The sequence below is a fragment of the Pseudoalteromonas sp. R86517 genome (assembly GCF_042466295.1).
Classification (GTDB): domain Bacteria; phylum Pseudomonadota; class Gammaproteobacteria; order Enterobacterales; family Alteromonadaceae; genus Pseudoalteromonas; species Pseudoalteromonas atlantica.
In genome coordinates this window covers 2,576,697-2,602,509 of the sequence record NZ_JAXHCB010000001.1, presented here as the reverse complement: position 1 = coordinate 2,602,509, position 25,813 = coordinate 2,576,697, and the positions used below count along the sequence as shown (strand labels likewise).

At 41.4% G+C, this 25,813-nt stretch carries 26 protein-coding genes; 18 read left to right on the top strand and 8 right to left on the bottom strand.

Annotated features, from left to right (window positions below):
* Window positions 1-30 precede the first annotated feature (30 nt).
* Entirely contained in the window at window positions 31-405 is a 375-nt protein-coding gene (locus SJY38_RS11795; RefSeq protein WP_004587983.1) for a DUF413 domain-containing protein, read from the bottom strand.
* A gap of 90 nt (window positions 406-495) precedes the next feature.
* Between SJY38_RS11795 and SJY38_RS11790 the strand changes: the two genes are divergently transcribed.
* From SJY38_RS11790 to ung, 8 genes are all read left to right on the top strand, one after another.
* Window positions 496-1,365, top strand: coding sequence for a LysR family transcriptional regulator (locus SJY38_RS11790; protein ID WP_004587984.1), 870 nt, complete (start codon window positions 496-498; stop codon window positions 1,363-1,365).
* A 198-nt stretch (window positions 1,366-1,563) separates the two neighbouring features.
* The gene (locus SJY38_RS11785) at window positions 1,564-2,496 is read left to right on the top strand and encodes a porin (protein ID WP_377109817.1); all 933 of its coding nucleotides are present in this window, start codon (window positions 1,564-1,566) and stop codon (window positions 2,494-2,496) included.
* A 298-nt stretch (window positions 2,497-2,794) separates the two neighbouring features.
* Window positions 2,795-3,604: an ABC transporter ATP-binding protein gene (locus SJY38_RS11780; protein ID WP_377109816.1), complete on the top strand. Its 810-nt coding sequence runs from the start codon at window positions 2,795-2,797 to the stop codon at window positions 3,602-3,604.
* Between the two features lie 4 nt (window positions 3,605-3,608).
* Window positions 3,609-4,613: an iron ABC transporter permease gene (locus SJY38_RS11775; protein WP_064385684.1), complete on the top strand. Its 1,005-nt coding sequence runs from the start codon at window positions 3,609-3,611 to the stop codon at window positions 4,611-4,613.
* 5 nt (window positions 4,614-4,618) lie between these two features.
* Window positions 4,619-6,109, top strand: coding sequence for a cobyric acid synthase (locus SJY38_RS11770; protein WP_377109815.1), 1,491 nt, complete (start codon window positions 4,619-4,621; stop codon window positions 6,107-6,109).
* The gene (gene cobO / locus SJY38_RS11765; protein ID WP_004587989.1) at window positions 6,093-6,692 is read left to right on the top strand and encodes a cob(I)yrinic acid a,c-diamide adenosyltransferase; all 600 of its coding nucleotides are present in this window, start codon (window positions 6,093-6,095) and stop codon (window positions 6,690-6,692) included. Before SJY38_RS11770 ends, cobO begins: the two co-directional genes overlap by 17 nt.
* Window positions 6,692-7,552 (top strand): cobalamin-binding protein, encoded by an 861-nt coding sequence (locus SJY38_RS11760; protein WP_377109814.1) that lies wholly within the window; start codon window positions 6,692-6,694, stop codon window positions 7,550-7,552. The genes cobO and SJY38_RS11760 overlap by 1 nt, the downstream gene beginning before the upstream one ends.
* Entirely contained in the window at window positions 7,549-8,211 is a 663-nt protein-coding gene (ung, locus tag SJY38_RS11755) for a uracil-DNA glycosylase (RefSeq protein WP_377109813.1), read from the top strand. The genes SJY38_RS11760 and ung overlap by 4 nt, the downstream gene beginning before the upstream one ends.
* 180 nt (window positions 8,212-8,391) lie before the next feature.
* Here ung and SJY38_RS11750 read toward each other — a convergent pair whose 3' ends face one another.
* Entirely contained in the window at window positions 8,392-8,580 is a 189-nt protein-coding gene (locus tag SJY38_RS11750) for a DUF3545 family protein (protein ID WP_004587992.1), read from the bottom strand.
* A gap of 305 nt (window positions 8,581-8,885) precedes the next feature.
* Entirely contained in the window at window positions 8,886-9,836 is a 951-nt protein-coding gene (tal, locus tag SJY38_RS11745; RefSeq protein WP_377109812.1) for a transaldolase, read from the bottom strand.
* Window positions 9,837-10,090: 254 nt separating this feature from the next.
* On the opposite strand from tal, the gene yaaA reads away from it, so the two are divergent.
* Complete coding sequence (gene yaaA, locus SJY38_RS11740; RefSeq protein WP_377109811.1) at window positions 10,091-10,870, top strand: peroxide stress protein YaaA; 780 nt, start codon at window positions 10,091-10,093, stop codon at window positions 10,868-10,870.
* A 123-nt stretch (window positions 10,871-10,993) separates the two neighbouring features.
* Complete coding sequence (locus SJY38_RS11735) at window positions 10,994-11,950, top strand: mechanosensitive ion channel family protein (RefSeq protein WP_377109810.1); 957 nt, start codon at window positions 10,994-10,996, stop codon at window positions 11,948-11,950.
* Window positions 11,951-12,098: 148 nt separating this feature from the next.
* On the opposite strand, the gene SJY38_RS11730 is transcribed toward SJY38_RS11735, so the two are convergent.
* The 3 genes from SJY38_RS11730 to srmB all read right to left on the bottom strand — a co-directional run bounded on the left by SJY38_RS11730 (window position 12,099) and on the right by srmB (window position 14,539).
* Window positions 12,099-12,254 carry a hypothetical protein gene (locus tag SJY38_RS11730; RefSeq protein WP_377109809.1) on the bottom strand — a complete coding sequence of 52 codons (156 nt, stop codon included), beginning with the start codon at window positions 12,252-12,254 and terminating at the stop codon, window positions 12,099-12,101.
* 505 nt (window positions 12,255-12,759) lie between these two features.
* The gene (locus SJY38_RS11725) at window positions 12,760-13,080 is read right to left on the bottom strand and encodes a BON domain-containing protein (RefSeq protein ID WP_004587996.1); all 321 of its coding nucleotides are present in this window, start codon (window positions 13,078-13,080) and stop codon (window positions 12,760-12,762) included.
* A 229-nt stretch (window positions 13,081-13,309) separates the two neighbouring features.
* A complete protein-coding gene (gene srmB, locus SJY38_RS11720) occupies window positions 13,310-14,539 on the bottom strand; it encodes an ATP-dependent RNA helicase SrmB (protein WP_004587997.1) in 1,230 nt (409 codons plus the stop codon).
* Window positions 14,540-14,615: 76 nt separating this feature from the next.
* On the opposite strand from srmB, the gene SJY38_RS11715 reads away from it, so the two are divergent.
* From SJY38_RS11715 to SJY38_RS11705, 3 genes are all read left to right on the top strand, one after another.
* Window positions 14,616-15,314 carry a tRNA1(Val) (adenine(37)-N6)-methyltransferase gene (locus SJY38_RS11715; protein WP_377109808.1) on the top strand — a complete coding sequence of 233 codons (699 nt, stop codon included), beginning with the start codon at window positions 14,616-14,618 and terminating at the stop codon, window positions 15,312-15,314.
* A 155-nt stretch (window positions 15,315-15,469) separates the two neighbouring features.
* Window positions 15,470-17,476, top strand: a complete 2,007-nt coding sequence (locus SJY38_RS11710; RefSeq protein ID WP_377109807.1) for an alpha-amylase family protein — start codon at window positions 15,470-15,472, stop codon at window positions 17,474-17,476.
* 177 nt (window positions 17,477-17,653) lie between these two features.
* Window positions 17,654-18,100, top strand: a complete 447-nt coding sequence (locus tag SJY38_RS11705) for a DUF2147 domain-containing protein (RefSeq protein WP_055254841.1) — start codon at window positions 17,654-17,656, stop codon at window positions 18,098-18,100.
* Between the two features lie 2 nt (window positions 18,101-18,102).
* On the opposite strand, the gene SJY38_RS11700 is transcribed toward SJY38_RS11705, so the two are convergent.
* The gene (locus SJY38_RS11700; protein ID WP_377109806.1) at window positions 18,103-19,017 is read right to left on the bottom strand and encodes a LysR substrate-binding domain-containing protein; all 915 of its coding nucleotides are present in this window, start codon (window positions 19,015-19,017) and stop codon (window positions 18,103-18,105) included.
* A 192-nt stretch (window positions 19,018-19,209) separates the two neighbouring features.
* Here SJY38_RS11700 and SJY38_RS11695 point away from each other — a divergent pair, with 192 nt between their 5' ends.
* Window positions 19,210-20,157: a DMT family transporter gene (locus SJY38_RS11695; protein WP_377109805.1), complete on the top strand. Its 948-nt coding sequence runs from the start codon at window positions 19,210-19,212 to the stop codon at window positions 20,155-20,157.
* A 34-nt stretch (window positions 20,158-20,191) separates the two neighbouring features.
* Here the strand turns inward: SJY38_RS11695 and fldB are convergent, their stop codons facing one another.
* Complete coding sequence (fldB, locus tag SJY38_RS11690; RefSeq protein ID WP_004588002.1) at window positions 20,192-20,713, bottom strand: flavodoxin FldB; 522 nt, start codon at window positions 20,711-20,713, stop codon at window positions 20,192-20,194.
* A gap of 106 nt (window positions 20,714-20,819) precedes the next feature.
* On the opposite strand from fldB, the gene xerD reads away from it, so the two are divergent.
* The 4 genes from xerD to prfB all read left to right on the top strand — a co-directional run bounded on the left by xerD (window position 20,820) and on the right by prfB (window position 25,794).
* Window positions 20,820-21,746, top strand: coding sequence for a site-specific tyrosine recombinase XerD (xerD, locus tag SJY38_RS11685; protein ID WP_055254835.1), 927 nt, complete (start codon window positions 20,820-20,822; stop codon window positions 21,744-21,746).
* A gap of 60 nt (window positions 21,747-21,806) precedes the next feature.
* Window positions 21,807-22,535, top strand: coding sequence for a bifunctional protein-disulfide isomerase/oxidoreductase DsbC (gene dsbC, locus SJY38_RS11680; protein WP_004588004.1), 729 nt, complete (start codon window positions 21,807-21,809; stop codon window positions 22,533-22,535).
* Window positions 22,536-22,829: 294 nt separating this feature from the next.
* A complete protein-coding gene (gene recJ, locus SJY38_RS11675) occupies window positions 22,830-24,551 on the top strand; it encodes a single-stranded-DNA-specific exonuclease RecJ (RefSeq protein ID WP_377109804.1) in 1,722 nt (573 codons plus the stop codon).
* A 144-nt stretch (window positions 24,552-24,695) separates the two neighbouring features.
* Window positions 24,696-25,794 (top strand): peptide chain release factor 2 gene (prfB, locus tag SJY38_RS11670; protein WP_096041210.1). Its coding sequence is split into 2 segments (ribosomal slippage): window positions 24,696-24,770 and window positions 24,772-25,794, totalling 1,098 coding nucleotides; the frame shifts between segments, so codons are not numbered across the junction.
* Window positions 25,795-25,813: the final 19 nt, after the last annotated feature.

Genomic DNA, 25,813 nt, shown 5'->3' with positions numbered 1-25,813 from the left:
AAAACGCAAAAAAGCAAATATCTTAGAGGCTTATACGCTATCTGATTCGCTATAATCGTCTTGGCTTATTGGTACCGGCCCTGACATTTTTGAACGGCCAAAAAGTGTATGAAACTTGGTTTTACAGGTTGTTAGTTTTAAATATTTAACCCAGGCTTTTTCGATTGGGTTTGTAGGTTCTTTACTGCCACAAACTACGTCAACAAATTGCTCTTGTAGCGTATTTTGGGGTGCTAAAGTTTTATTATAAAGGCCTTTTAGTACAACGCCGTGTTGCTCTAATATGCTGGCTTCTAATAAGGTGAAGTTTCCGCTGCGGCTAAACCCGCGAGGAAAGTTTTGATCATCATAAAATTGACGTTGGCTAACAAACGCTTGGCGAAGTAGTGAAATATCGTTGCTCATAACTGTATCCTCATACCCTGTTTATTGCTGGAGTATGATGCAAGTTTGACAATTTATTAAACAAGTTATTTTTATCGTGAGGATAAAAAATTGGATATAGATTTATTAAAAACATTTGTAGAGGTTGTGCGCACGCGTCACTTTGGTAAAGCGGCCGAAAACCTGTATATCACTCAATCGGCAGTAAGCTTTCGAATTCGCCAATTAGAGCAGGGGTTGGGTGTAAACTTGTTTATTCGCCAGCGTAACAATATTCAATTAACGGCGCCAGGAGAGCGATTGCTTCCGCACGCTAAAATGATCATCACCGGCATGCAGCGTGCCAAAGTCGATGTGGCACTTGCCGATAACATGCACAAGCAAATAAGTTTAGCGGGTACGCCTAATATATGGGATGCGTTTTTACAATTTGGCATTACTAATATTGTGTCGGCTATGCCTGGGGTCTCGTTGGTCGCAGAGGTTAAAGCCCAACAAGAAAGCACGCGGTTATTATTAGAGCGTACGCTTGATTTGGCCATTTTATTTGACCCCCCTAAAGTAGACGAGCTTGTGGTAGAGCGAATTTGCGAGCTGCCAATTATTCCGGTTAGTGGCTATGACACGGCCACTAACGAGAACTTTTTTGATAACCAATATGTATATGTTGATTGGGGTACTACGTTTTCGCTATGGCATGCGCGCCAATTTACCGGTAAAACGCCGCCTTATTTTAGAACCAGTACGGGGCGTATTGCCCTTGATTTAATTCTTCAGTGTGGCGGCAGTGCGTTTATCCCCGAGGTACTTGTTGAGTCTCACCTAGAAAAGGGTGAGCTGTTTCATGTAAAAGATGTAGAACATACTTCGCGTGATATTTTTGTGGCTTACCACAGAGACAACGAACAAAAAGAGTTAATAGAAACCCTGATTAACTTATTACCTAAAATAAATGCTTATCAGCCTGTTGATGAACACTAAATACCGACTATGATTTTTAATGAGGTTGAATAGGTACAATTTTGTTTATTAAATATTCATGTCGGTTTGTTTTCAGAATTTAGACACTTTTATTAAAATAAAAAGACAAAAATGTTTCCTTTGTAATATATCTGTCATTTAACGGTGACAAACTGCAGCTGTTTTAAAAATTAGTCTTGTGATTATCGAGGAAATAACATGAATTTTGTAAAATCGAGCTTATGTGTTGCACTAGTAAGTGGTTTATCTTTTAGCGCGTTTGCAGACGTTGATGTATACGGTAAAGCGAATGTTACTGTGCAATCGTCTAATGATGGTGAAGGGTCTTTCACTGAAATTAAAAGTAATGCATCTCGCTTTGGACTAAAAGGGTCTGAAAAGATTACTGATGGATTAGAAGCAGTTTATAAGTTTGAGTTTCAAGTTGATGTATCTGATGCTGACTCTAAAGGTGATAACGACGACAATATTTCTGCACGTAACCAGTATGTAGGTTTAAAAGGTACATATGGTCAAGTTGTTGTGGGTCGTAACGATACAGCGCTTAAACAATCGCAAGGTAAGTTAGATTTATTTAATGACCTTGAAGGCGATATTAAAAATGTCTTTAAAGGTGAAAACCGCCTAGGTGATTCAATCACTTATACATCTAAAAGCTACGAAGGCTTTAAAGTACTTGCTACATTTGTTGCCGAAGATGACGTAGATGCAGATAACGGCTATTCAATGGCGGTTACTTACGGTGACTCTGCACTTAAAAAGAGTGCGGTATACGCCTCGGTTGCAGCCGATAGCGAAGTAAATGGCTACGATGTAGTGCGTGCGTCAATTCAAGGTAAAGTAGAGAGCTTTAAATTAGGCGCTATGTACCAAACTCAAGAAAAAGTAGACGGTAGCGCAGAAGCTGACGGCTATTTATTAAACGCAGCCTACAGCATGGGTAAAAACACGTTTAAAGTGCAATACCAAGCAATGGACTTTGATGACAGCGACGACAAAACGGCAGTTTCTGTAGGTGTTGATCATAAGTTTAATAAAAACATTAAAGTATTTGGTTTTTACTCAAGCTTTGATATGGACAACAATGTTGACCAAGACTACGTTGGCCTAGGTATGGAATACAAGTTTTAAGCGTTGCTTAAACACTCCCTTTATTAACCGCGCTCTAATGAGCGCGGTTTTTTTTGCTTTAAATTATTTACTTACCCGCCCATAATAGACCCTCATTTGGAATGGGGTGAAATTCCTCAACTATTCCCGTAACTGTAATTAGCACCACGCTTTAAGTCAGATACAAATGAGACATATCAATCAGCATGAGAAGTTCTAGATTGGTATACTTTTTTAACGAGCGGGTAAACTCATTTTTATTGATGCACTAGTCTTTTAGCTGTGTGTTAGTGAGTGCACGCTTTCCAAGGACTCACTTTTGCAAACTACATTAGCGCCAAATACACCCTTATTAAACGTTCAAAATGTGTCGTGGGAAGTCGATGATCACGCCATTTTAAACAATATTAATTTACACATAGCTAAGGGTAAGTTTATTGGGTTAATTGGCCCAAATGGGGCGGGTAAGTCGAGCTTATTGCGCTGTTTGTATCGCTTTAATAAACCCACCGCTGGTAACGTTACCTTTAATCAGCAGGATATTTGGCAGCTTAAAAGTGAAGACTACGCAAAATATGTTGCTGTAGTTCTACAAGAAGCGCCTGCGCAATTTAACCTAACATTATTTGATGTGGTTGCCCTTGGGCTTACACCTCATAAGTCATTATTTAGCGCCACCACCCACAGCGACAAACAAAAAATTACACAGGCAATAAAAACCGTAGGGCTTGAGCAACAGTGTAAGCAAAATTTTGAGTCGCTTTCGGGGGGCGAAAAGCAACGTGCATTGATTGCCCGCGCTATAGTGCAGCAACCGCAATTGCTCATCATGGATGAGCCAACCAGCCATTTAGATGTTAAATACCAAATACAAGTGATGGAACTGGCAAAATCGCTAGGGGTTACTGTGTTTGCCTCATTTCATGATTTAAATTTAGCAGCCGCGATGTGCGATGAGCTGGTGGTTATTAATAAAGGTAAAATAACACATGCAGGCTCGCCTGCGCAGGTACTTAGTGAGGACATGCTAGCGGATGTTTTTGGGGTATGTGCGCGCGTAACTAGCCACCCTCAGCGCACAGAAAATGGCCAAACTATTCCTCATATTACTTACTTTTATGGCTATTAATTAAATGTATATAACAAAAATAAACCAGTGGACAATATTTATAGCAGCCGTATTAATTGCACTGGGCAGCCTTTTTAGCGCACTGAGCTTTGGCGCCGCAGATACGCCGTTAAGTGATGTGCTCACAGGGGTTTTATCAGCAGGGGAGGGCTCGTTTAACGCGCGTATTATTTATGAGCTTAGGTTACCTCGTACCTTACTTGCCTTTATGGCGGGGGCAGGTTTGGCTATTGCAGGGCTTATTTTACAAACGGTTACCCGTAACCCGCTCGCTGATCCGTATTTATTTGGCATATCGTCAGGCGCGTCGTTTGGGGTCGTACTGCTTATGGCTGTTGCGGGTATTAGTGCAGGTTTTATGTTATCGGCTGCTGCCTTATTAGGGAGCTTTTTAGCAATGGGCTTATTGATACTTATTGCTGGGCGGCAAAAAAGCACGCAAGTAGAGTCTATGTTGTTAGCGGGGGTGGCACTGTCGTTTTTATTTAGCGCATTTACAAGTTTATTGCTGTATTGGAGTGACCCGCAAGCAGTGGCTGGTATTTTGTTTTGGACGTTAGGCAGCTTTGCCCGCGCACAATGGGGCACGTTATGGTTGCCATGCGTGGTTATAGTGGTGTGTATTAGCTTTATGTTGAGCTTTAAAAGGCAGTTAAATGCGTTGCTTCTTGGCGATGAAAGCGCGATAACGCTTGGGGTCCGTGTACACCGTTTTAGAATTTTAATGTTGGTATTGAGCTCGTTAATAACGGCCGTGCTGGTGGCCTTATGTGGCGGTATTGGTTTTGTAGGTTTAATGGTGCCGCACATAGTGCGCTTTTTTATATCTCAGGGCAGTACTGCAGGCTTACTAATTACTAGCTTAGTGGGCGGCACGTTTATGGTGTGGGTCGATGTGCTTTCGCGCTCATTACTTAAAAACCAAGAGCTCCCTGTAGGGGTGATCACAGCAGCCATGGGTAGCGTATTTTTTTTAAGCTTACTCTTTTTTAGAAAAACAAAGGCATAGTGCTGATGAAAACCTTAATGATTCAAGGCACTACGTCAGATGCCGGAAAAAGCACCTTAGTTGCTGCGCTTTGTAGAGTGTTTGCAAAGCGAGGTGTAAAGGTCGCGCCTTTTAAACCGCAAAATATGGCGCTTAATAGCGCGGTTACAAAAGAAGGCGGCGAAATAGGCCGTGCGCAAGCTTTGCAAGCTATAGCCGCTAAAGTAGAGCCTCAAAACGACTTTAACCCCATATTGCTCAAACCCAATAGTGATACGGGGGCACAAGTCATTGTACATGGAAAAGCCATTAGTAATATGGAGGCCGGGGCGTATCATAACTATAAACAGGTTGCGATGGATGCAGTGCTTGCCTCGCATAAACGCCTAGCAAAGCAGTTTGATTTATTATTGGTTGAGGGCGCAGGCAGCCCCGCAGAAATAAACCTACGCGAGAACGACATTGCCAATATGGGTTACGCAGAAGCGGTAGATTGCCCTGTCATTATTATTGCCGATATAGACAAGGGCGGTGTGTTTGCGCATTTAGTGGGCACACTTGCGTTATTAAGCGAATCCGAGCAAGCGCGCGTAAAAGGCTTTGTTATAAACCGCTTTAGAGGCGATATAAGCTTGCTACAAAGTGGGCTAGATTGGCTTGAGCGCTACACAAAAAAACCAGTGCTTGGAGTGCTGCCTTATTTGCATGATTTAGCACTTGATGCCGAAGATGCTGTAGCAATAGATAACACGGTGACGACTGCCACCATTAATATAGCCGTGCTTTTATTGCCGCATATTAGTAACCATACCGATTTTGATGCATTGCGGCTGCACCCAAATATTAATATAAATTATGTACGCCACACACACGCGATCCCACCGGTTGATCTGATTATTATTCCTGGCAGTAAAAACGTGCTGGGCGATTTAAGTTTTGTAAAAAATGAAGGCTGGGATATGCAAATAAAGCGCCACATACGTTATGGTGGCAAAGTACTTGGTATCTGCGGTGGTATGCAAATGTTGGGGTATACCATAAATGATCCCAACGGAGTCGAGTCGTCCTTAAAGCAAGTAACGGGGCTTGCCCTATGCGATTTTGAAACCACACTTAGCACCCAAAAAGTACTCACTAAAGTAACGGCGGCTATGCAGTTAAATGATTTGCAAACACCGTGTAGCGGCTACGAAATTCATGCCGGCATTAGTGAAGGCGCAGCACTTGATAAGCCATTTTTAACGTTTAACGCGCACCCTCATGGGTTTGAAAACGATGGCTTTATTAGTGATGACAATGCCATTGCTGGTACTTATTTACACGGCTTGTTTGATGAACCTGCTGCCACACTGCAAATTTTAAAGTGGGTAAAAAGCGATGCAGCCATACAACCTGTGAGTATTGTAGCGCACCGCGAGCAACAACTAGAGCGCTTAGCCACTATGTGCGAGGCGCATTTGAACATACAACACATTATATCGATTTATGAAGGAGATAATAATGACGGATACAAATAACGATAAGCACCAGCAGCGCCAACAAAAAGTAAAAGAGCAGGTAGATGCACGCGTGGCTGCTGCGCAAGATGTTAAAGGGATATTTCAGGTAATTACGGGTAATGGTAAAGGTAAATCTACCTCAGGCTTTGGTGTGGTTGCTCGCTGCGTAGGTCATGGTAAAAAAGCCGCTGTTTGTCAGTTCATTAAAGGCACATGGGAGTGTGGAGAGCGTAACTTATTACAAGGCGCAGGGGTTGAATTTGCCGTTATGAATACCGGTTTTACATGGGATACGCAAAATAAAGAAGCCGACACCGCAGCCGCGCAAGCAACGTGGCAAGAGTCAAAGCGTATGCTTGCAGATAGCAGTATTGATTTAGTATTACTTGATGAACTTACCTACATGGTGACTTACGGTTATATTGATTTAGATGAGGTAGTAAACGCGCTAAATAATCGCCCTCCCATGCAATCGGTTATTATTACAGGTCGCGCAGCGCACCGCACGTTAACAGACCTTGCCGATACAGTAAGCGAAGTGCGCAATGTTAAACACGCCTTCGACTCGGGTATAAAAGCACTAGAAGGGTTTGATTACTAATGTATAAAGCGTTTTTTACTGCACTGCTGTTATTGTGTTCAGGGGGCAGTGCCGTGGCCAATGATACAGCTACGCCAGATAAACTGCGCGTTGTAGCACTTGCACCGCATATAGTAGAAAACCTATTTGCTATAGGTGCGGGAAGTAATATTGTTGGCACTGTTGATTACGCCGATTACCCAAATGAAGCTAAAAGTATTGAACGCATTGGTGGTTACTATGGTATTTCTCTTGAAAAATTATTAGCGCTAAAACCCGATTTAGTGATTGGTTGGAAAAGCGGTAATCAAAGTGAAGATTTAGAACAAATTAAACGCCTTGGTATAAAAGTACATTTAAGTGATCCCAAAAAAATAGAAGAAGTTGCAAACGAGCTGATTGCTTTTGGAAAATTTACAGGGCGTATTGAGCAAAGCAAGCAAGTAGCAAACGCATTTATTACTAAGCTCAAAAAAATTAAAAAGCAGCAGCAAAGCAAAAAAATATTAACTGGTTTTTATCAATTATGGCCAGAGCCAATGATGACGGTAAGTGAAAATACATGGATAAACCAGCTTATAGAAACATGTCATGTAAGCAATGTATTTGCACACAGCCCAACCGACTACCCGCAAATAAGTATTGAAAACGTGGTGATTAAAAAACCACAGATTATTATTATTCCTGATGAACAAGCCGATAAGCCACAACCTAAAATTAATTGGCAAAAATGGCCAGAAGTCCCCGCTGTAAAACAGAACCAATTTATACGTGTAAATGCCGATTTATTACATCGTTTTACACCGCGCATGCTAGATGGACTGGCAAATATGTGTGATAAAATAGACGCATCACGCAAACAAATTAAGAGTATACAATGAGCGATTGGCCAGCCTTTTTAGAATATGAATTACAGCAACCTTATATGCAGCAAACATTAGATTATGTAGCAAAACGCCGTGTCGAAGGTGTTGCTGTGTACCCACCCAAAGAGCAAGTATTTAGTGCCTTTGAAGCGACAGCCCTTAACAATATTCGCGTGGTTATTTTAGGCCAAGACCCATACCACGGAGAAGGCCAAGCCCATGGCTTATGTTTTTCTGTGTTGCCAGAGGTTAAAACGTTACCGCCGTCGTTAAAAAATATGTACAAAGAATTGGCAACGGATATTCCCGGTTTTGAAATACCAGACCATGGCTACTTACAAAGCTGGGCAGAGCAGGGCGTGTTTTTACTCAATACGGTACTCACGGTTGAGCAAGGCCAAGCGCACTCGCATAAGCATTTAGGGTGGGAGCAATTTACCGATAATGTGATAGCCCATATAAATGCAAACTGCAAAGGAGTGGTGTTTATTTTATGGGGCGCTCATGCGCAAAAAAAAGGTAAAAATATTAACAGCGCTCGCCATCATATTTTAAAAGGGCCGCACCCATCGCCGCTTTCTGCGCATCGTGGTTTTTTTGGCTGTAAGCACTTTTCACAAACAAATGAATTGTTACAAGCCCAAGGCGATACGCCCATTAACTGGCAGGTTTAATTGATATATTAAAAAAGGCTTTCGTATTATGAAAGCCTTTTGCTTAGTTATTGAGTATTAATGCCCATGCGCAATAATTATCAATTATTTTGAAGGGGTAAAACCTGGCGTTAGCTTTACTATCGATACGGTTTTCCTGCCGCAAAATAAATTGCCTAATTGAGCGCAATTAGTTTGAAATTAAAAATCTAACTCATCAATTTCAATGCTGTCTGTAAAAAAGTCTAACTCCTGTAGTTCTTTACGTAACCGTTGTTTGTCTTTTATGGCCTCAATCTCGCGCCACTTTCTTTTTTTATTCTTTTGAGAGGTTTTTCTTGTTGTATCAGGACCTTCTAATATCTCTAATATATCGTTTAGGCTATCCATGACTATCTCCTATTGATTTTAGTGAACCTCGAGAATACCTATACCACAGGCCTAGCTAAAATAGAATAAAAAAGTGACGAATTTGTTACAGATATGTGATGCATTGATGAAGTTTAATACTAACTAGCTTTATTGAGCACGTTATTTTTAGATAGAAAAAATAAATAAAAAAATACTAAAAGTTAGTTATTTAGCTGTGTAGGTAATGGTACATGCTGTGGCAGGTTAGTATAAAGCAGTGCGGATTATATTAAGGGCATAAAAAAACGCCGCAGGTGCGGCGTTTAATACATAATTAGCGCGTATTACATTGCTTTAAAACGTGCTTCTAGCTGCTCTTGTGCATCTGCGAATGAGCGGATACCTTCAGCTAGTTTTTCAGTGGCCATTGCATCTTGGTTATGTAACCAACGGAACTGCGACTCAGTAAGTGGAGCAGGCTTTGGCTCTTTAGGAATATCACTTTGTAGTAAGTATTCTTCTGCGCCTTCTAAATTGCTTAAGTCTTCTAGTAGGTTAGGGCTAATCGTTAGCTTGTCACAACCTGTAAGGGCAATAATTTCGCCAGTGTTACGGAAGCTTGCGCCCATAACAACGGTTTTGTAATCATGGCGTTTATAAAACTCAAAAATGCTACGTACAGATTGAACACCTGGATCTTGTAGCGGATCGGTTGGTTTTTCCATACCATTTGCTACGTGCCAATCTAAAATACGGCCAACAAATGGTGAGATTAAAAATACGTTTGCATCAGCACATGCACGCGCTTGAGCATCGCTAAATAATAAAGTCAGGTTACATTTAGTCCCTTCTTTTTCTAGCTGTTCGGCCGCTTTAATGCCTTCCCATGTAGACGCAACTTTGATTAAAATTTTGTCTTTGCTTACACCTTCTTTTTCATAAAGGCTAAGCAGGGTATGTGCTTTATCAATAGTTGCTTGGGTGTCGAATGATAAACGAGCATCTACTTCAGTAGAAATATAACCAGGTACAATTTCGCTAATTTCTTTACCAAGTAATACGGCAAAGTAGTCACATGCAAGTTCAAGCTGTTTAGCTGCATCTTGCTCTGTTTCTTTTGCATAGCTCCAAGCTTTATCTAAATAAGGCTTGTAAGCTTCAATCTCGCTCGCTTTTAATAAAAGCGACGGGTTTGTGGTTGCATCTTCTGGTTGATGCTTTTTGATCGCTTCAATATCGCCAGTGTCGGCTACGATAGATGAATGTTGTTTTAGCCTTTGTAGAGCGCTAGTCATTTGCCTTCCTCATTCCAAGCAAGTTAAAAGAAAATCTAAACTACCTTAATATAAGTATTCAATACTGCAACAGTGTGACAATGCTTGATAGGTCTTATGTCCTTATCAATAGAAAAACGACGATGCATGGTTTATTAAGGTAGGATTTAGGCCATTGCGATTAATTTTCAATGGTATTTTATAAACAAAACGTGCTTTTCGTCTCATTTAATGTTGAAATTGACATTAAATAAATTACAAGTCAATAGCTAACTATGATCACTGTTATTTCACCAGCAAAAAATCTTGATTACGAAACGCCACCCGCAACAGATAAGTTCACTCAACCTGAATTACTAGAGCACAGCGAAGAGCTCATGAAAGTATGCCGTGAACTAACTCCAGCGCAAATTGGCAGTCTAATGAAAATTAGCGATAAGCTTGCAGGGCTTAACGCTGCGCGCTTTAGCGAATGGTCGCAACCATTTACACAAAGTAATGCTAAACAAGCGGTACTAGCCTTTAACGGCGATGTGTACGGTGGTTTAGATGCCGCAACACTCACTGCCGCTAACCTCGATTATGCGCAAAGCCATTTACGTATACTTTCGGGTTTATACGGCTTATTAAAGCCGCTTGATTTAATGCAAGCTTACCGCCTAGAAATGGGCACTAGGCTTGATAACCCTCGCGGGAAAAATTTGTATGAATTTTGGGGCAGCATTATTGCTAATAAACTAAACGAGGAATTAAAAGCGCAAGACGCACAATACCTCGTTAATCTTGCTTCAAACGAGTACTTTAAAGCAGTAGATAAAAAAGCACTCAATGCGCAAATTATTACCCCGCATTTTAAAGACTGCAAAAATGGTCAATATAAGGTAATTAGCTTTTACGCTAAAAAAGCGCGCGGCATGATGGCCCGTTACATTATAGAAAACCAGGTAACACAGCTTAGCCAATTAAAAGAGTTTACTGTGGCGGGTTATTACTTTAGCCCTGAAGCAACAGCAAAAGAGCTTGAGCCAGTATTTATGCGCGACGAGCAAAACTAAGTATTTATACTCAGCAAACAATGAGTTAAAAAGCCATGCATTGCGTGGCTTTTTTTATGCTGGCGCTAAACTTGCTAACTTCACCTACTATTAATGAGATAAAAAATAGATAGGTGTAAAAATATGATCAGCATACCTTCAGTAGCCGAAGCCGAAAAACTCATCGAAGAAAAACTCGGAGGGTGGTTTGATGTAGTAATAAGCCACATCCCAAACTTTATTGTGGCAGTGGTGATAGCCATTGTATTTTCAATAATAGCGCGCTTTGCCGGCCAGCTAATGAAAAACCTATTAAGGCGCTCACTCGACTCTAAGCAAATTGCTGATTTAATGGCGTCTATTTTTAAGGTTATGGTGTTATGTGTGGGCCTATTTATCGCTTTAGATTTTATGGGGTTAAAAGGCACAGTCACATCGTTACTAGCGGGTGCGGGTATTGTGGGTTTAGCCATTGGCTTTGCTTTTCAAGACATGACCGAGAACTTAATTGCCGGTATTGCTATGGGAATACGCAAGCCATTTAAAGCGGGTGATGTAATTGAAACCGACGATGTATTTGGCTCTGTACATTCTATAAACCTGCGTAACACGCTAATAGAGAGCTTTTACGGGCAGTTAATACTGGTACCTAACAAGGTATTATTTAGAAACGTGTTAAAGAATTACACCACGTTAGGCGTTAGGCGCATAGAGGTACCGGTGGGTATTTCATACGGCGACGACATTGAAAAAGCCAAAGAAGTTATCGTTGATAAAATTAACGAGTTTGACTTTGTAATACGTAAAGATGAAACCGCTGTGTACGCAGAAGGTTTTGGCGACAGTAGTATTAATTTACTGGTGTGGTTTTGGATAAAATACCCAGGCGAGCCAGACTTTATGACAGTACGCCATAAAGGCGTAGTCGCTGTTAAACAAGCGCTTGATGCTGCAGATATAAGTATTCCATTCCCAATACGTACGTTAGATTTTGGCATTAAAGGCGGTGAAAAGCTCGATGCCATGATAAGCGATAAAATAAACCAACAGTCACCCAAACAACAAGGCGGGAGTAATACGGGTTCAAATCAAAGCGAATGAGCGACTAATACTGCTTTAAACTAGCCCAGTAATAGTTACCCACTAGCAGCGCATTTTTACATAAAAAGTGCGCTGCTAGTAATTTCAAAGCGCTAAGTCGGGTTAAATTTAACTACATACTTTTAATAAATTTATTTTAAGTTAATACTTATTTGCTTTTCGCTGCCATCGAATTTTTGATTAGTAGTAAAAGCGTTTCACCACTGCTTTTTGTCATCGATTTTTTTGTAACCTCAGCAGGGCGACCTGGAATAGCGCAGCCATCTAACTCTATTACCTTGTCGCCTACTTTTAATCCTGCCAAATCAGCAAAGACTTTTATAATATCTATTTCACTAATTTCTGGGCTAAAAAAAAGCCGGATACAGACACATCTGCAGCAAAGCCAAAAGTACCTTCCTCTGCATGGCCAATAAGAGGGATTAGCAGTAGTAAATAAATCGTTTCATGTATTAGCTTCCTTGTGTAAGTGATGGGGCATTTGCATGCGTTAAGCCATATATTATTAACTGCTATTCATGGTGAGGTTGATTAGCAAACACTTGTAGGTTGCCAACGGTATTAAAAATGCGCTGATTAGATGAACTTTACAGCCTTGTTATAGCATTCTTTTATCAAAGCTGTAGTAAGTCACTAATTTAAAAGAGTGGGAAAGGGCGGCTAAGTGTTTGCTCTATTTTTAATAGGGGAGCTAAAGCTAGAAGTTTAGATACTAAAGTGTGCTGTTAAGCATAAAAAAGCGCGGCTTGTGTTGGAGAAACAAGCCACGCAGAGGAATAAGTTATATAAACAAAAATTGTAATGCGGTATTAGATAACACTAATTTTATTACGGATAATTTTAACGCCATCCATATTTTCTAAAAACTTTTGCGCAAGTGCACGCTGAAAACCTGTTTGCGCTTCACCGTATAGGTCAACTTCACCGTCTTCAACCTGCACGCGAATATCGCTTAATGCTAAGTTTGGGTTAGTGCGTAACGTATTGGTGATTGTTTGTTGTAAGTTAGGTTGAGTAGCCACACTGCTTACTACGGCTAAGTTAGTTGCTGCACTTACTTTTGTAGCGCAAGCTAATAAAAATAAACAACAAAATGATACTAAAGCGATAGTTAACTTAAAGCGGTTCATAACTTCATCCTTACATTACGGTTAATCGTGCAGCTATTCTTAGCTGAGTTACTTTCTCAGTTACAATTTCGATGCCAGTTTTAATTTGTTGAAATATAAGGTTATTTTATTAAGTGGGAATTCAGGTGGGCAATAATTACATTTTAATGGGAATGAGTTACATGCTTGGGTTACATTTGTAACGGGTACAAAAAAGCCGGCAACTGCCGGCTTGTTTATTTATGGTGTGCTATTTCTTTTTAATTTTAGCTTTGGCTTTTTTCTTAGCTTTCATTTTTACTGGATCTTTACGCTTTTTAGCGGGTGGCTTAGCTTCTTTATGCTGTGGCTCAAGCCCTTTAATTATGCGGCGCTTAAGTTTTTGCTCTGTGTATCGCTCAACCTTGTATAAAATGCCAATGTCGTGCGCTTCAACTAATGATATAGCGATCCCTTTTTTACCTGCACGGCCAGTACGGCCAATACGGTGTACATAGACATCGGCAGTGCGCGGCATATCAAAGTTAATTACGTGGCTAATGTCAGAAACATCAATACCGCGGGCCGCAACATCGGTTGCTATTAATATGCGCGTTTTGCCACTGTGGAAATTTTCCATCGCTTTCATGCGCTTATCTTGCGGCATTTCGCCACGCAGCCACGCGGCTTTTACGCCATTGTTAGTTAGCTCACCAATTAGCGTTTCTAGGCGCTCACGGGTTTTTACAAATACAATGGCTTTACTTACATCTGGGCCGTTTAGGGTATTAACCAACAGCTCAAGCTTGTGGTGGTAGTCATCAGCAAGGTGAACCCATTGATGAATTTTTGCTTTTTCTTTGCGTGACGATTCAGCTTCAAGTAAAGCTGGGTCGTTTAAAATACGCTCAGCAAATAACTCAACGCTATCGCCTTCTAACGTTGCAGAGAATAAAAAGCACTGACGACGGTTTTTAGCTTCGTCACATATGCGCAGCATTTCTTTTCTAAAGCCCATATCTAACATGCGGTCGGCTTCATCAAGAATAAGCATTTCTACGTTTTCAGCATGGAAATTTTCGGTTTCAAGATATTCCATTAAACGTCCTGGTGTGGCGATTAAAATATCGTTATTGTTTTCAAAAATTTCTTTATGGGTGCCGTAGTTTATACCACCTGTTACTACACCAATTTTAAGGTGAGTGCCTTTAGCAAGTAGTTCACATTGCTCATGAATTTGATAAGCCAGTTCACGGGTTGGGGTCATTATTAACACACGTGCAAAACCTGGGTCGCGACGCGGAAAATCCATTAAGTATTGAATAGCCGGAATTAAAAATGCCGCCGTTTTACCTGTGCCAGTAGGTGCTGATGCTAAAATATCGCGACCTTGCAGCGCTTCAGGAATAGCTTGTTGTTGAATGCTGGTTGGTGTCTCGTAGCCCATTTTATCAATGGCGTTGAGTAGTTTAGTATCAAGATCAAATTCAGAAAATTGCATAGAGTGTCTAAAATAAGGGACAATTACCTGCAATTATACGCGCTATACGCCAGTTGGTGAATGAAAAGGTGAAAAAATGTCAGGGTTTACGTTTAAACAATTTAAGGTTGAGCACGATAGCTGTGCTATGAAGGTCTCAACCGATGGCATTTTACTTGGCGCATGGGCGTATTTAAAAGGCGCCAACACATTACTCGATATAGGCACAGGTACCGGTTTACTTGCGCTTATGTGTAAACAGCGCCAACCAGCACTTAGCATAACCGCTGTTGAAATTGATGAAGCTGCTTACAAGCAAGCGCAGCAAAATATAGCCTCTAGCCCGTGGCCAAATATCACAGTAAAGCACACCACTATACAAGCGTTTAAACAGGCGGCGCCATTTGATGTTGTGATTTCTAACCCCCCTTATTTTAACCGTAGTTTAAAAGGGCTAAGCGATGCCCGTAACACCGCACGCCATACCGATGGTTTAAGTTTTGACGAACTAATACATGCCTATATGCGTTTAAGTCATGAGCAATCGTGCTTTAACGTAATTTTACCTACCACAGAGGCGGGCTTATTCATTGAATTGGCAAAACAAAGCGGGCTTTATTTAAACGCGCATTGCCAAGTAAAAACCACACCAAGTAAAGCATTTAGCCGCAGTTTGATGCGCTTTAGCTTAGTAAACACTTTGCCTGAGCTTACCTCCCTATGCATAAAAGATGACAACAACCGCTACAGCGATGATTATATTGCGTTATGCAAAGCGTTTTACTTGAAAATGTAATTTTTTAGGCAGGTAATTATCTAGTAATAAAGGATAGTTTACCCATTATGCATACGTATTCAGTTTTTATTTGAGCAACTCTCAAACTAGTGTTAACTACTTGTAAATAACGTCGAGTATGTTGTTTAACTCGCCCAACACTGGAAACACACACTATGAAACTCAGTAAAATGATCACCACTGCAGGTTTTAGCTTAGGTTTAACCTTACCAAGTTTAGTATCGGCTGCGCCTACAACATTTGTGCATTTATTTGAATGGAATTGGCAAGATGTAGCCCAAGAATGTGAGCAGTTTTTAGGACCAAAAGGGTACGCTGCTGTACAGGTGTCTCCGCCTAACGAGCATATTACAGGTAGCCAATGGTGGACTCGTTATCAACCTGTGAGCTACCAACTACAAAGCCGAGGCGGTAACCGTTCGCAATTTATAGATATGGTTAATCGCTGTAACGCCGCAGGCGTCGATATATATGTTGATACATTAATAAACCATATGGCAGCCGGCAGTGGTACGGGCACTGCTGGTAACACTTTTGGTAATAAACAATACCCTATTTATAGCCCACAAGATTTTCACGAAAGTTGTTCTATTAACCCAGAAGATTACGGTAATAACCGTTATCGCGTGCAAAACTGTGAGCTAGTAGGGCTGGCCGATTTAAATACTTCTTCAAATTATGTGCAAAATACATTAGCGGCATATATTAATGACCTTCAAGCTATGGGTGTTAAAGGTTTTAGGTTTGATGCTGCTAAGCATGTTGCTGCAAGTGATATTCAAGGTTTAATGGCAAAAATAAATGGCTCGCCAGTGGTGTTTCATGAGGTGATAGATCAAGGTACTGAAGCGGTTGCAGCCTCAGAGTATTTAAGTACAGGGCTAGTTACCGAGTTTAAATACAGTACGCAGCTTGGTAATACCTTTAGAAATGGCTCGCTTGCATGGTTAAGTAATTTTGGTGAAGGCTGGGGCTTTATGCCAAGTTCATCAGCTGTGGTATTTGTAGATAACCACGACAATCAGCGCGGCGATGGTGGTGCGGGTAATGTAATTACTTTTGAAGATGGCCGTTTATACGACCTAGCTAACGTATTTATGTTGGCATACCCGTATGGGTATCCAAAAGTAATGTCGAGTTATGATTTTCACGGCGATACAGATGCGGGTGGGCCAAGTGTACCGGTGCACAATAATGGTAATTTAGAATGTTTTGCAAGTAGCTGGAAGTGCGAGCATCGCTGGTCTTATATTGCGGGTGGTGTCGATTTTAGAAATAACACAGCCGACAACTGGGTAGTAACAAATTGGTGGGATAACACCCATAACCAGATTGCATTTGGACGTGGTAGCTCAGGTCATATGGCAATTAATAAAGAAGACTCAACGCTTAATGCAACAATTCAAACAGATATGGCGCCTGGACAGTACTGCAATGTGTTAAAAGGCGAGCTTTTGGGTAATGCTACTAGCTGTAGCGGTGAAGTAATAACAGTTAATAGCAACGGCACCATAAATTTAAATGTAGCGCCATGGGGTGCAATAGCAATTCATAAAAATGCTAAATTAACCCAAGAGGCAGTGCCTAATAATAGCGACTGGCAAAGAACCGTTATTTTTATTAATGCTCAAACACAAAGTGGACAAGACATGTTTGTACGCGGTGGTATAGACCACACCTATGCAAATATAAACCTTGCTAGAAACTGCCAAACAACAAATGTTGAATGTGCTATGCCAATTCGCCATAACAATCTAAAAAACAACACCACAACACCTTGGAAAGCAAACGATAACTACCTAGATTGGTATGGAATTGAACAAGGCCAAAGCAGTGAAGCGCAAGGTACTGCCATGGATTGGACTACAAATGTTTGGCCAAGTGAATATGGCGCCCAAAAATCGGTAACAGTAGATGGCTTTGGTGTTACACCCCTTAATATATGGGGCGAACACTATTGGATGCTGGATGTTGATATGGATTGCAGTAAAGCTGTTAACGGATGGTTTGAATTAAAAGCATTTATAAAAAATGGCCAAGAGTGGGAAGGCGATATAAGCCAAGCAAATACCCCCTATACAAGTACTAACCATATGGCACAGTGTGGCAAAATTAATATGTTTGAATTTAACAGCTCAAATGTAGAGGTACGTAACTTTTAAATACGTACTTTAAAACGCGTACGTTAAAAAACTATCAGCCAATTTAAAACCAAGTGGGTTAACGCGTACTTGGTTTTTTACTTTTATAAGTACCTAAATAGCAGTTTAATTTAATAGTGCGTTTATAAATCAGCTGGTATTATCGTTTTATTCGCCATTTTTAATTTAGGCAACACAATGAAAAAGTTAAACAAATTACCGTTACTAACAACACTCGCTGCGGCTTTATTTATAAGCCAAGGTGCGCTTGCAAACATGACTCCTGTTGGGCTTTGGAAAACCATAGATGAAGACACCAACGAGGCTAAATCGTACGTACGCATTACTCAAAATGATAAGGTGCTCAGTGGTAAAGTTGAGACTATTTTAGACCCAGCTAAACAAACCGGTATTTGTAAAGAGTGTGATGGGGCATTAAAAAATCAGCCTATTTTAGGAATGACCATAATCACTGATGTAAAACCAGAAGATGATGGCGTGTGGGGCGATGGTGAAATACTTGACCCTACAAATGGTAAAACTTATACCGTGCAACTAACGCCACAAAACGACGGTAAAACATTGGAAGTACGTGGCTATATAGGCTTTTTTTACCGTAACCAATATTGGCAACGTGTGGAGTAGCACTACTCGTTTGCTGTTTTTAAAAACTCGCGTTTAAGCCATGCTCGTAATGCGCTTACCTGTGGGTGATTAAGCATGGCGTGGCTCGTTGCAAAATAAAACTGCTGATGCGGATTTACAATGCTTTGGCCAATTTGCGTGAGCATGCCGTGCTTTATATCGTCGCGTACAAATTGTTTGTGGGTGACCAAAACGCCAAGCTGGCGCATCGCGGCTTGTGTTGCTTGCACTGAAATATTAAAGGTTAAGTTATTATGCTGCTTAGGCTGCGCTAAATTATTAGCCTCGCACCACGTTTGCCAATCGTTTTGCCTACGTGGGTTGGTAACGTAGATTGCTTTAAAACGCTGCAGCAAATTTTGCGCGGTTAACTCATCTTTATTTAAGCCAACTAAAAGCTGTGGGTTACAGACTAAAATTAACTGATCGTCGGCTAGTTTTTCACAGTGATATTTTTGCCACTTATCGGGCTGGCCATGAATAATCGCTGCATCAATCCCTTCACGCTCTAAATCAAATTCTCCCACCAAGTTAGAAATACGAATGTCGCTGTTTGGCGAAATGCGCTGAAAATCAGCCACCCTAGGGATCCACCAGTGCAGAGCTAGCGAGTTAACCATATTGAGTGTTAAATAAGTTGGCTCATTCGCTGTGTTACTTGTCTCTTGGCTGGCTGCTAAAATTTCAGCCATGGCCGGGGCTATGCGTTTGTAATAGCGCTCACCCACAGGGTTGAGCTCAACGCGGCGACCAATGCGATTAAAAAGCGGTGTATTAAGTTGTAACTCTAACGCTTTAATAGACTGACTTACCGCCGAGTGACTAATACTTAGCTGCTCAGCCGCGAGCACCATGCTGCCAGTTTCGGCAACAGCTATAAACGTATAGAGAGATTTTAACGGCGCTGATTTGATCATAGGTTATTTATTAACAGTTAAGTTTTACTTACAGGTTAGTTTAATATTATTCGCTTTTAAATTTATAAAGTACACGTAAAATTAGCGCCATAAAAGCCAATGCCAATTTTTTGAAAAATAATAAATAGATTAAAAAAATTAAGCCTTTAATTTTGCTTTTTACATTCATTTTTTATTCAAAGGATAACTGCGGTGACGTTAAATTTTCGTGCTAGTGTGTTTATGCTGCTCTCTACATTTACCTTGGCGTTAAATAGCTTTATAGCCAAGTTACTTACCGATTACTTTAGCACCAGCGAAGTGGTTTTTTTACGGGTGTTTTTACCCGCGATTATTATGCTGGCTTTGGCGGCAGGTATTAAATGGCAGCTACCTAATAAATCAGCATGGCGAACCTTTGCTATTCGCGCAATTTTTATAGTGCTGTGCCAAAACTGCTTTTTAGTGGCGCTAAATACTTTAACGCTGGTGGAAGCGGTTATTTTATTTAGCACTGGGCCGTTATTTATACCGCTAATAGAACGGGTGCTTTTTAAAACTAAATTAAATTGGTTATTGCTACCTACAATGGCGCTGATGTTTGCGGGTGTGATTATTCAAAATATTCATAGCGACGGCATACAATGGCGCTGGAGCTTATTAATTGGTTTAGGGGCTGGTATTTTTAATGCCTGCTCGCAAATCACCTTGTTTAGAGCCAGTAAAATTAAGCTTCCGATGATGGTTATTAACGGTTGGAGTTTTACACTGGCTGCCATTTTTATGGTGCCAGTATTAATGTTTACCAGCGAAGGTGAGCGCTTTTACCAAGGTTTTGCAATCGATATAAGCAATTACAGTTTATTACTGATGGTGGCGTTAATTGGGTTTTCGACTGCTGCAACGCAGTTTTTTAGAGGAAAGGCGTACCGATTAGCCAGTTCTAACTCGCAGCTAGCACCGCTTATTTATTCTAACTTGTTATTTGCGTTGTTATTTCAGCTAATTTTTTACGATACAACATTAAGTCTATCGCAAGTAATAGGCTCAGCGCTTATTGTACTGGCATGTATTATTAATACCTTTGCGCCTAATTGGCTATTGCAAAGGCAAGCAAAAATACGTGAAAAAAAGTGCGCTAAAAAACTTAGTTATTTGTAATGTATTGGCCTAAACATGGTTTAGGCCAAACTCGTTATAGCGTTTCGCTATACTCTGTCATTATTTGTTCAACCCAGCTGGCTATGCGCTCATCGCTTAGCTCGTATTGGCTGTCTTCATCAAGCGCTAGGCCCACAAAGTGTTTGCCATCGGGGGTAAGTGCTTTTGACGCTTCAAACTCGTAGTTTTCATCGTTTGGCCAAAAACCAAGTTGCGTAAACGACTGGGTATTTATTTCATCGTGAAGCATACCAAGGGCGTCTTGAAACCATTGTCCGTAACCTTGTTGGTCGCCCATGCCAAATAAAGCAATGGTTTTACCATTTAGGTTTACATCTTTAATGTCGTCCCACTTAGACTCCCAGTCTTCTTGTATTTCTCCAAAATCCCATGTTGAAATACCAAAGATGATAAAGTCGTACTGCTCTGCATTTTTAAGTGGTTCGTCTTTAATATTGTGTAAGGTCACTACATCGGCGCCAATAAGGTCGCGAATTTTTTCTGCTGCCATCTCTGTGTAGCATGTAGTAGAGCCAAAAAATAAACCAATCTGCATCGTATTTATCACTGTGTAATTGCCTGTTATGATAGGGCGCAGTTTACCGTAAGGTATTTTTAATTGATACCTTCTACCGTGGGTATTACCAACATGAGATCACAACGTGACAACGCTACCTGACGATTTACCTGAACCAAATACCGAGCTAAACAGCAACAGCGACTTTTTAGAAACCTTTTTAGATAGCTTGTACTTAGAGCAAGGTGTAAGCGAAAACACCCTTAGCGCGTATCGCAGTGACCTAGATAAGTTTTGTCAGTTTTTAAAAGGCGAAAGCTTAATGACGGTAACCAGCTTAGATATAGAAAGCTACCTAGCGTATCGCGTAGATTTAGGGTTAAAACCACGTAGCACGGCACGCAGCATAAGTGCGTTAAAGCGGTTTTATCAGTATTTTGTACGTGAAAAACGTATTGCAAGCTCACCGCTTGAAAACATTGCGCAACCAAAAGCGGGTCAATCGTTACCTAAAACGCTCTCAGAAGCCGAAGTAGAGGCATTATTAAGTGCGCCCAATATTGAAGAGCCAATGGGGCTGCGCGATAAAGCCATGCTAGAGCTACTCTATGCTACGGGCTTGCGTGTAACCGAGCTTGTAGGGCTGCGTATGGAGCAAATTAACTTGCGCCAGTCGGTTGTGTTTGTAAAAGGTAAGGGCAACAAAGAGCGCTTAGTACCCTTAGGCGAAGAAGCCATGTACTGGCTTGAGCAGTTTTTAAAAGGGGGGCGTGCACAAATGATAAAACACGCCACCGATTTTGTGTTTCCTTCAAAACGCGGCGTAGGTATGACCCGACAAACCTTTTGGCATCGTATTAAACACTATGCTATTTTGGCGTCTATTGAGTCAGATTTATCGCCGCATACATTGCGTCATGCCTTTGCAACACATTTACTTAATCATGGTGCCGACTTAAGAGTGGTGCAGATGATGTTAGGGCACAGCGACTTATCGACTACACAAATTTATACCCATGTTGCCAATGAGCGATTAAAATCGGTACACTCAGAGCATCATCCGCGCGCGTAATATGAAATTTAATATCAGCTTAGCGGTCAATTTAGTACGTATTATTAGATAGAGAAAATTATGAAAAAATTAATGTTAGCAGGTGCAATGTTGTGCACAAGTATTAGTGCATTTGCAAATGGCGTAGCCACAACGCCAGATGCTAATGATCCTATTGTTACTAAATTTGCCACGTTAGGTGTAACAGTTAAGCAAATAAACCCAAGCCCTGTTGCCGGTTTAAAAGAGCTTATTACAAATAAAGGTGTACTTTACGCCAGCCCAGACGGCCAGTTTTTAATGCAAGGCACGCTAATTGATTTAAACAACCGCAGCAACTTAACCGAGCAAGCGTTAAATGGTGTCCGTGTTGAAGGTATTAAAGAATACCAAGATTCAATGATTGTTTATAAAGCGCCTAACGAAAAACACCAAATTACGGTATTTACTGATATTAGTTGTGGCTATTGTCGTAAATTACACCGCGAACTAGACGACTTGCTTGATGCAGGCATTACTGTTCGTTATTTAGCATTTCCGCGTGGTGGACTGCAAGGTTCGGGCTACGCCGATTTAATGAACGTATGGTGTGCACGCGACCAACAAGAAGCACTAACAGAAGCTAAATCAGGCGAAGACACTAAAGTAGTTGCCGGTTGTAGCGCACCAGTAGCTGAGCATTACCAGCTAGGCCAAAGCTTTGGTATTAGCGGCACGCCAGCCATTATTTTAGAAGACGGTACAATGATCCCAGGCTACCAGCCAGCCGCGGCATTAAGTGCAGCGCTTGAGGCGAACAAAGCAGGTTAATTAAAAATCTGAGTAACTGTTTAATACCAATCCGCGATAATATTTAATCATTTTGCGGGGCTAAACATGCTGCTACAGGCGTTAAAAAATGCTTATTTACGACTGCATGGATGCAGAAGATAGAGCAATGCAGGAGCAATTGCCGAGAACAACTAAATAGCGGATTTTTTGCCTAGCTATCAACACGTTTTTCCAGCCTCAAAATAGATTACTTAATTAAGCGAATTGGTTTAAAAAGGCCTTTATGGCCTTTTTTTGTCTTTTTATTATGAACACCATAAGTTAAAAACCAGCATGAAAAAACTGATCATTGCGCGCGAAAATGTAGACGATTCTTACCTGCCAAGCGATCTGCACCCTGTTATTAAGCAAATTTATGCCACGCGTAACGTGCAAAATGCACACGAGCTAAATAATAGTGCAGCCACGCTAATCGATTTTAAACTGTTTAAAGACATCGACAAAGCCACCGAGCTATTAATTGATGCGCTGAATGCGCAAAGCCGCATTTTAATTGTTGGCGACTTCGATGCCGATGGCGCAACCAGTACAGCCACCTTAATGCAAGGCTTGGCAATGTTTGGCTTTAATAACTTAGACTACCTTGTACCGGACAGGTTTAGCTTAGGCTATGGTTTAAGCCCTGCGCTTGCTGAGCAAATTGTTGATATAAAACCAGAGCTGGTCATTACGGTAGATAACGGTATTTCGTGTATTGCAGGCATAGACATACTGAAAAAAGTGGGCATTAAAGTACTGGTTACTGATCACCACTTGCAAGGGGAGCAGCTCCCTAATGCCGATGCAATTGTTAACCCAAACCGCCATGATTGCCGTTTTCCTTCAAAATCAATTGCGGGTGTCGGCGTTGCCTTTTACTTGCTTATAGCCCTTAGAAGCACGTTACGAGAGCAAGGTTATTTTGAACGCCATGCTATGCCAAATTTGGCCGACTTGCTTGATATAGTTGCCCTAGGCACCGTGGCCGATGTAGTCGCGCTTGATGCAAATAACCGCACTTTAGTACACCAAGGGTTGGCGCGTATTCGCAGCGGTAAAACACGCCCAGGTATTACTGCGCTTATTGAAGTGGCTAATCGTAATGCTGCGCGTTTAAGCGCCAGTGATTTTGGTTTTTCGTTGGCCCCGCGTTTAAACGCAGCAGGGCGACTAGATGACATGAGTTTGGGTATAGCGTGCTTATTAAGTACCGATATAAACCAAGCAAGGCGTATTGCCAGCGAATTAGATAGCTTAAACCATGCACGACGCGAAATAGAACAGGGCATGCAAGCCGAGGCGCAAGCTGTGCTTGATAGGCTCGCGTTTAGTGACGACAACATTCCCGATGCCATTTGTTTATACCAAGAAGATTGGCACCAAGGTGTTATTGGTATTTTGGCGGGTCGCTTAAAAGAAAAATACCACCGCCCAACCGTTATTTTTGCCGGTGGCGAAAACGGTGAAATAAAAGGCTCGTGCCGCTCTATTGAAGGGCTGCACATGCGCGATTTACTCGAAGGGCTAAATACCGCCGACCCGCACTTAATTAATAAATTTGGCGGCCACGCCATGGCGGCAGGGCTAAGTATTGATGAGCAAAACTTTAATGACTTTAAAAACGCGTTTGATGCAGCTGTAAGCGCGCAGTTAAGCGAAGAAAGTAAACGCTGCATTGTATTTACCGATGGCGAGCTGCCAAACGAGTGCTTTACAATGGACTTTGCTCAGCTATTAAAGCAATCAGGCCCATGGGGGCAGCAATTTCCTGAGCCGGTATTTGAGCACACCTTTGAAGTTATTCAGCAGCGTATAGTAGGCGAAAAACACTTAAAGCTGGTGCTTAAACATCAATCTGGGCGCTTAGTTGACGCCATTGTATTTGGAATAGATGTAAAAGCATGGCCCGACACCGAGGCCCGTTATGTCAAAGTGGCTTATCAGCTCGACATAAACGAATTTAGAGGTAAGTTTAGCCTGCAATTAATTGTTCGCGAGCTTGAAAAAGTGCATTAAAAAATATGCACAATGCATGCATAAAAGGCTAATAAAGCGCGCGGTTTTTTGTTAAAATCGGGCGTTTTTATCATTTGACGATAATTTATTGCGTTTAGTGCTAATTTTAGCGCGCAATAATCTAGCCATTTTGGAGTAATGTACATGTTTGAAGTGAATCCTGTGATTAATCAAATCAAGGAAATTCGCGAACGTACTGAACTGCTTCGGGGGTACCTTTGACTACGCTCATAAACAAGAGCGCCTAGAAGAAGTAAACGCCGAACTTGAAGATTCAGCCGTATGGAATGAACCTGAGCGCGCACAAGCACTAGGCCGTGAAAAATCAGCCTTAGAAGCGGTTGTTGAAACAATCGACAACTTAGTAGCAGGTGCTGACGACGTAGAAGGTTTATTAGAGCTTGCAGTAGAAGCAGAAGACGAAGACACGTTTGTTGAAGCGCAAACTGAACTTGAAGGCTTAAATAAACAGCTTGAGGGTTTAGAGTTTCGCCGTATGTTTTCGGGCTCTCACGATGCAAACGATGCTTACCTTGATTTACAGTCTGGGTCTGGCGGTACTGAAGCACAAGACTGGTGTAACATGTTATTACGCATGTATTTACGCTGGGGCGAAGCTAAAGGCTTTAAAGTTGAGCTAGTAGAAGCAACCGATGGCGATGTGGCCGGTATTAAAGGTGCAACAGTGCGCTTTGTAGGCGAATACGCATATGGTTGGCTGCGCACAGAAACAGGCGTACACCGTTTAGTACGTAAAAGCCCATTTGATTCAAGTGGTCGTCGTCATACCTCGTTTGCCTCTGCGTTTGTTTACCCAGAAGTAGATGACAATATTGAAATTGATATTAATCCGGCTGACTTACGTATAGACGTTTACCGTGCATCGGGCGCGGGTGGTCAGCACGTTAATACCACCGAATCGGCAGTACGTATTACTCACGTACCTACCAACACGGTTGTTCAGTGTCAAAACGAGCGTTCACAACACAAAAATAAAGCCCAAGCAATGAAGCAGTTAAAAGCAAAATTATTTGAGCTTGAACTTCAGCAGCAAAATGCTGAAAAGCAATCGCAAGAAGACGCAAAGTCGGATATTGGCTGGGGAAGCCAAATTCGTTCTTACGTACTTGATGATGCACGTATTAAAGATTTACGAACTGGCGTTGAAAACCGTAATACGCAATCGGTACTTGACGGCAACCTAGACAAATTTATTGAAGCCAGCCTAAAATCTGGCCTATAACCACCAAGCTAAAAAAGAG

Coding starts and splice junctions, on each gene's coding strand:
- SJY38_RS11795 (WP_004587983.1), bottom strand. CDS start 405: ATGAGCAACGATATTTCACTACTTCGCCAAGCGTTTGTTAGCCAACGT.
- SJY38_RS11785 (WP_377109817.1), top strand. CDS start 1,564: ATGAATTTTGTAAAATCGAGCTTATGTGTTGCACTAGTAAGTGGTTTA.
- SJY38_RS11775 (WP_064385684.1), top strand. CDS start 3,609: ATGTATATAACAAAAATAAACCAGTGGACAATATTTATAGCAGCCGTA.
- SJY38_RS11770 (WP_377109815.1), top strand. CDS start 4,619: ATGAAAACCTTAATGATTCAAGGCACTACGTCAGATGCCGGAAAAAGC.
- cobO (WP_004587989.1), top strand. CDS start 6,093: ATGACGGATACAAATAACGATAAGCACCAGCAGCGCCAACAAAAAGTA.
- SJY38_RS11760 (WP_377109814.1), top strand. CDS start 6,692: ATGTATAAAGCGTTTTTTACTGCACTGCTGTTATTGTGTTCAGGGGGC.
- ung (WP_377109813.1), top strand. CDS start 7,549: ATGAGCGATTGGCCAGCCTTTTTAGAATATGAATTACAGCAACCTTAT.
- SJY38_RS11750 (WP_004587992.1), bottom strand. CDS start 8,580: ATGGATAGCCTAAACGATATATTAGAGATATTAGAAGGTCCTGATACA.
- tal (WP_377109812.1), bottom strand. CDS start 9,836: ATGACTAGCGCTCTACAAAGGCTAAAACAACATTCATCTATCGTAGCC.
- yaaA (WP_377109811.1), top strand. CDS start 10,091: ATGATCACTGTTATTTCACCAGCAAAAAATCTTGATTACGAAACGCCA.
- SJY38_RS11735 (WP_377109810.1), top strand. CDS start 10,994: ATGATCAGCATACCTTCAGTAGCCGAAGCCGAAAAACTCATCGAAGAA.
- SJY38_RS11725 (WP_004587996.1), bottom strand. CDS start 13,080: ATGAACCGCTTTAAGTTAACTATCGCTTTAGTATCATTTTGTTGTTTA.
- srmB (WP_004587997.1), bottom strand. CDS start 14,539: ATGCAATTTTCTGAATTTGATCTTGATACTAAACTACTCAACGCCATT.
- SJY38_RS11715 (WP_377109808.1), top strand. CDS start 14,616: ATGTCAGGGTTTACGTTTAAACAATTTAAGGTTGAGCACGATAGCTGT.
- SJY38_RS11710 (WP_377109807.1), top strand. CDS start 15,470: ATGAAACTCAGTAAAATGATCACCACTGCAGGTTTTAGCTTAGGTTTA.
- SJY38_RS11705 (WP_055254841.1), top strand. CDS start 17,654: ATGAAAAAGTTAAACAAATTACCGTTACTAACAACACTCGCTGCGGCT.
- SJY38_RS11700 (WP_377109806.1), bottom strand. CDS start 19,017: ATGATCAAATCAGCGCCGTTAAAATCTCTCTATACGTTTATAGCTGTT.
- fldB (WP_004588002.1), bottom strand. CDS start 20,713: ATGCAGATTGGTTTATTTTTTGGCTCTACTACATGCTACACAGAGATG.
- dsbC (WP_004588004.1), top strand. CDS start 21,807: ATGAAAAAATTAATGTTAGCAGGTGCAATGTTGTGCACAAGTATTAGT.
- recJ (WP_377109804.1), top strand. CDS start 22,830: ATGAAAAAACTGATCATTGCGCGCGAAAATGTAGACGATTCTTACCTG.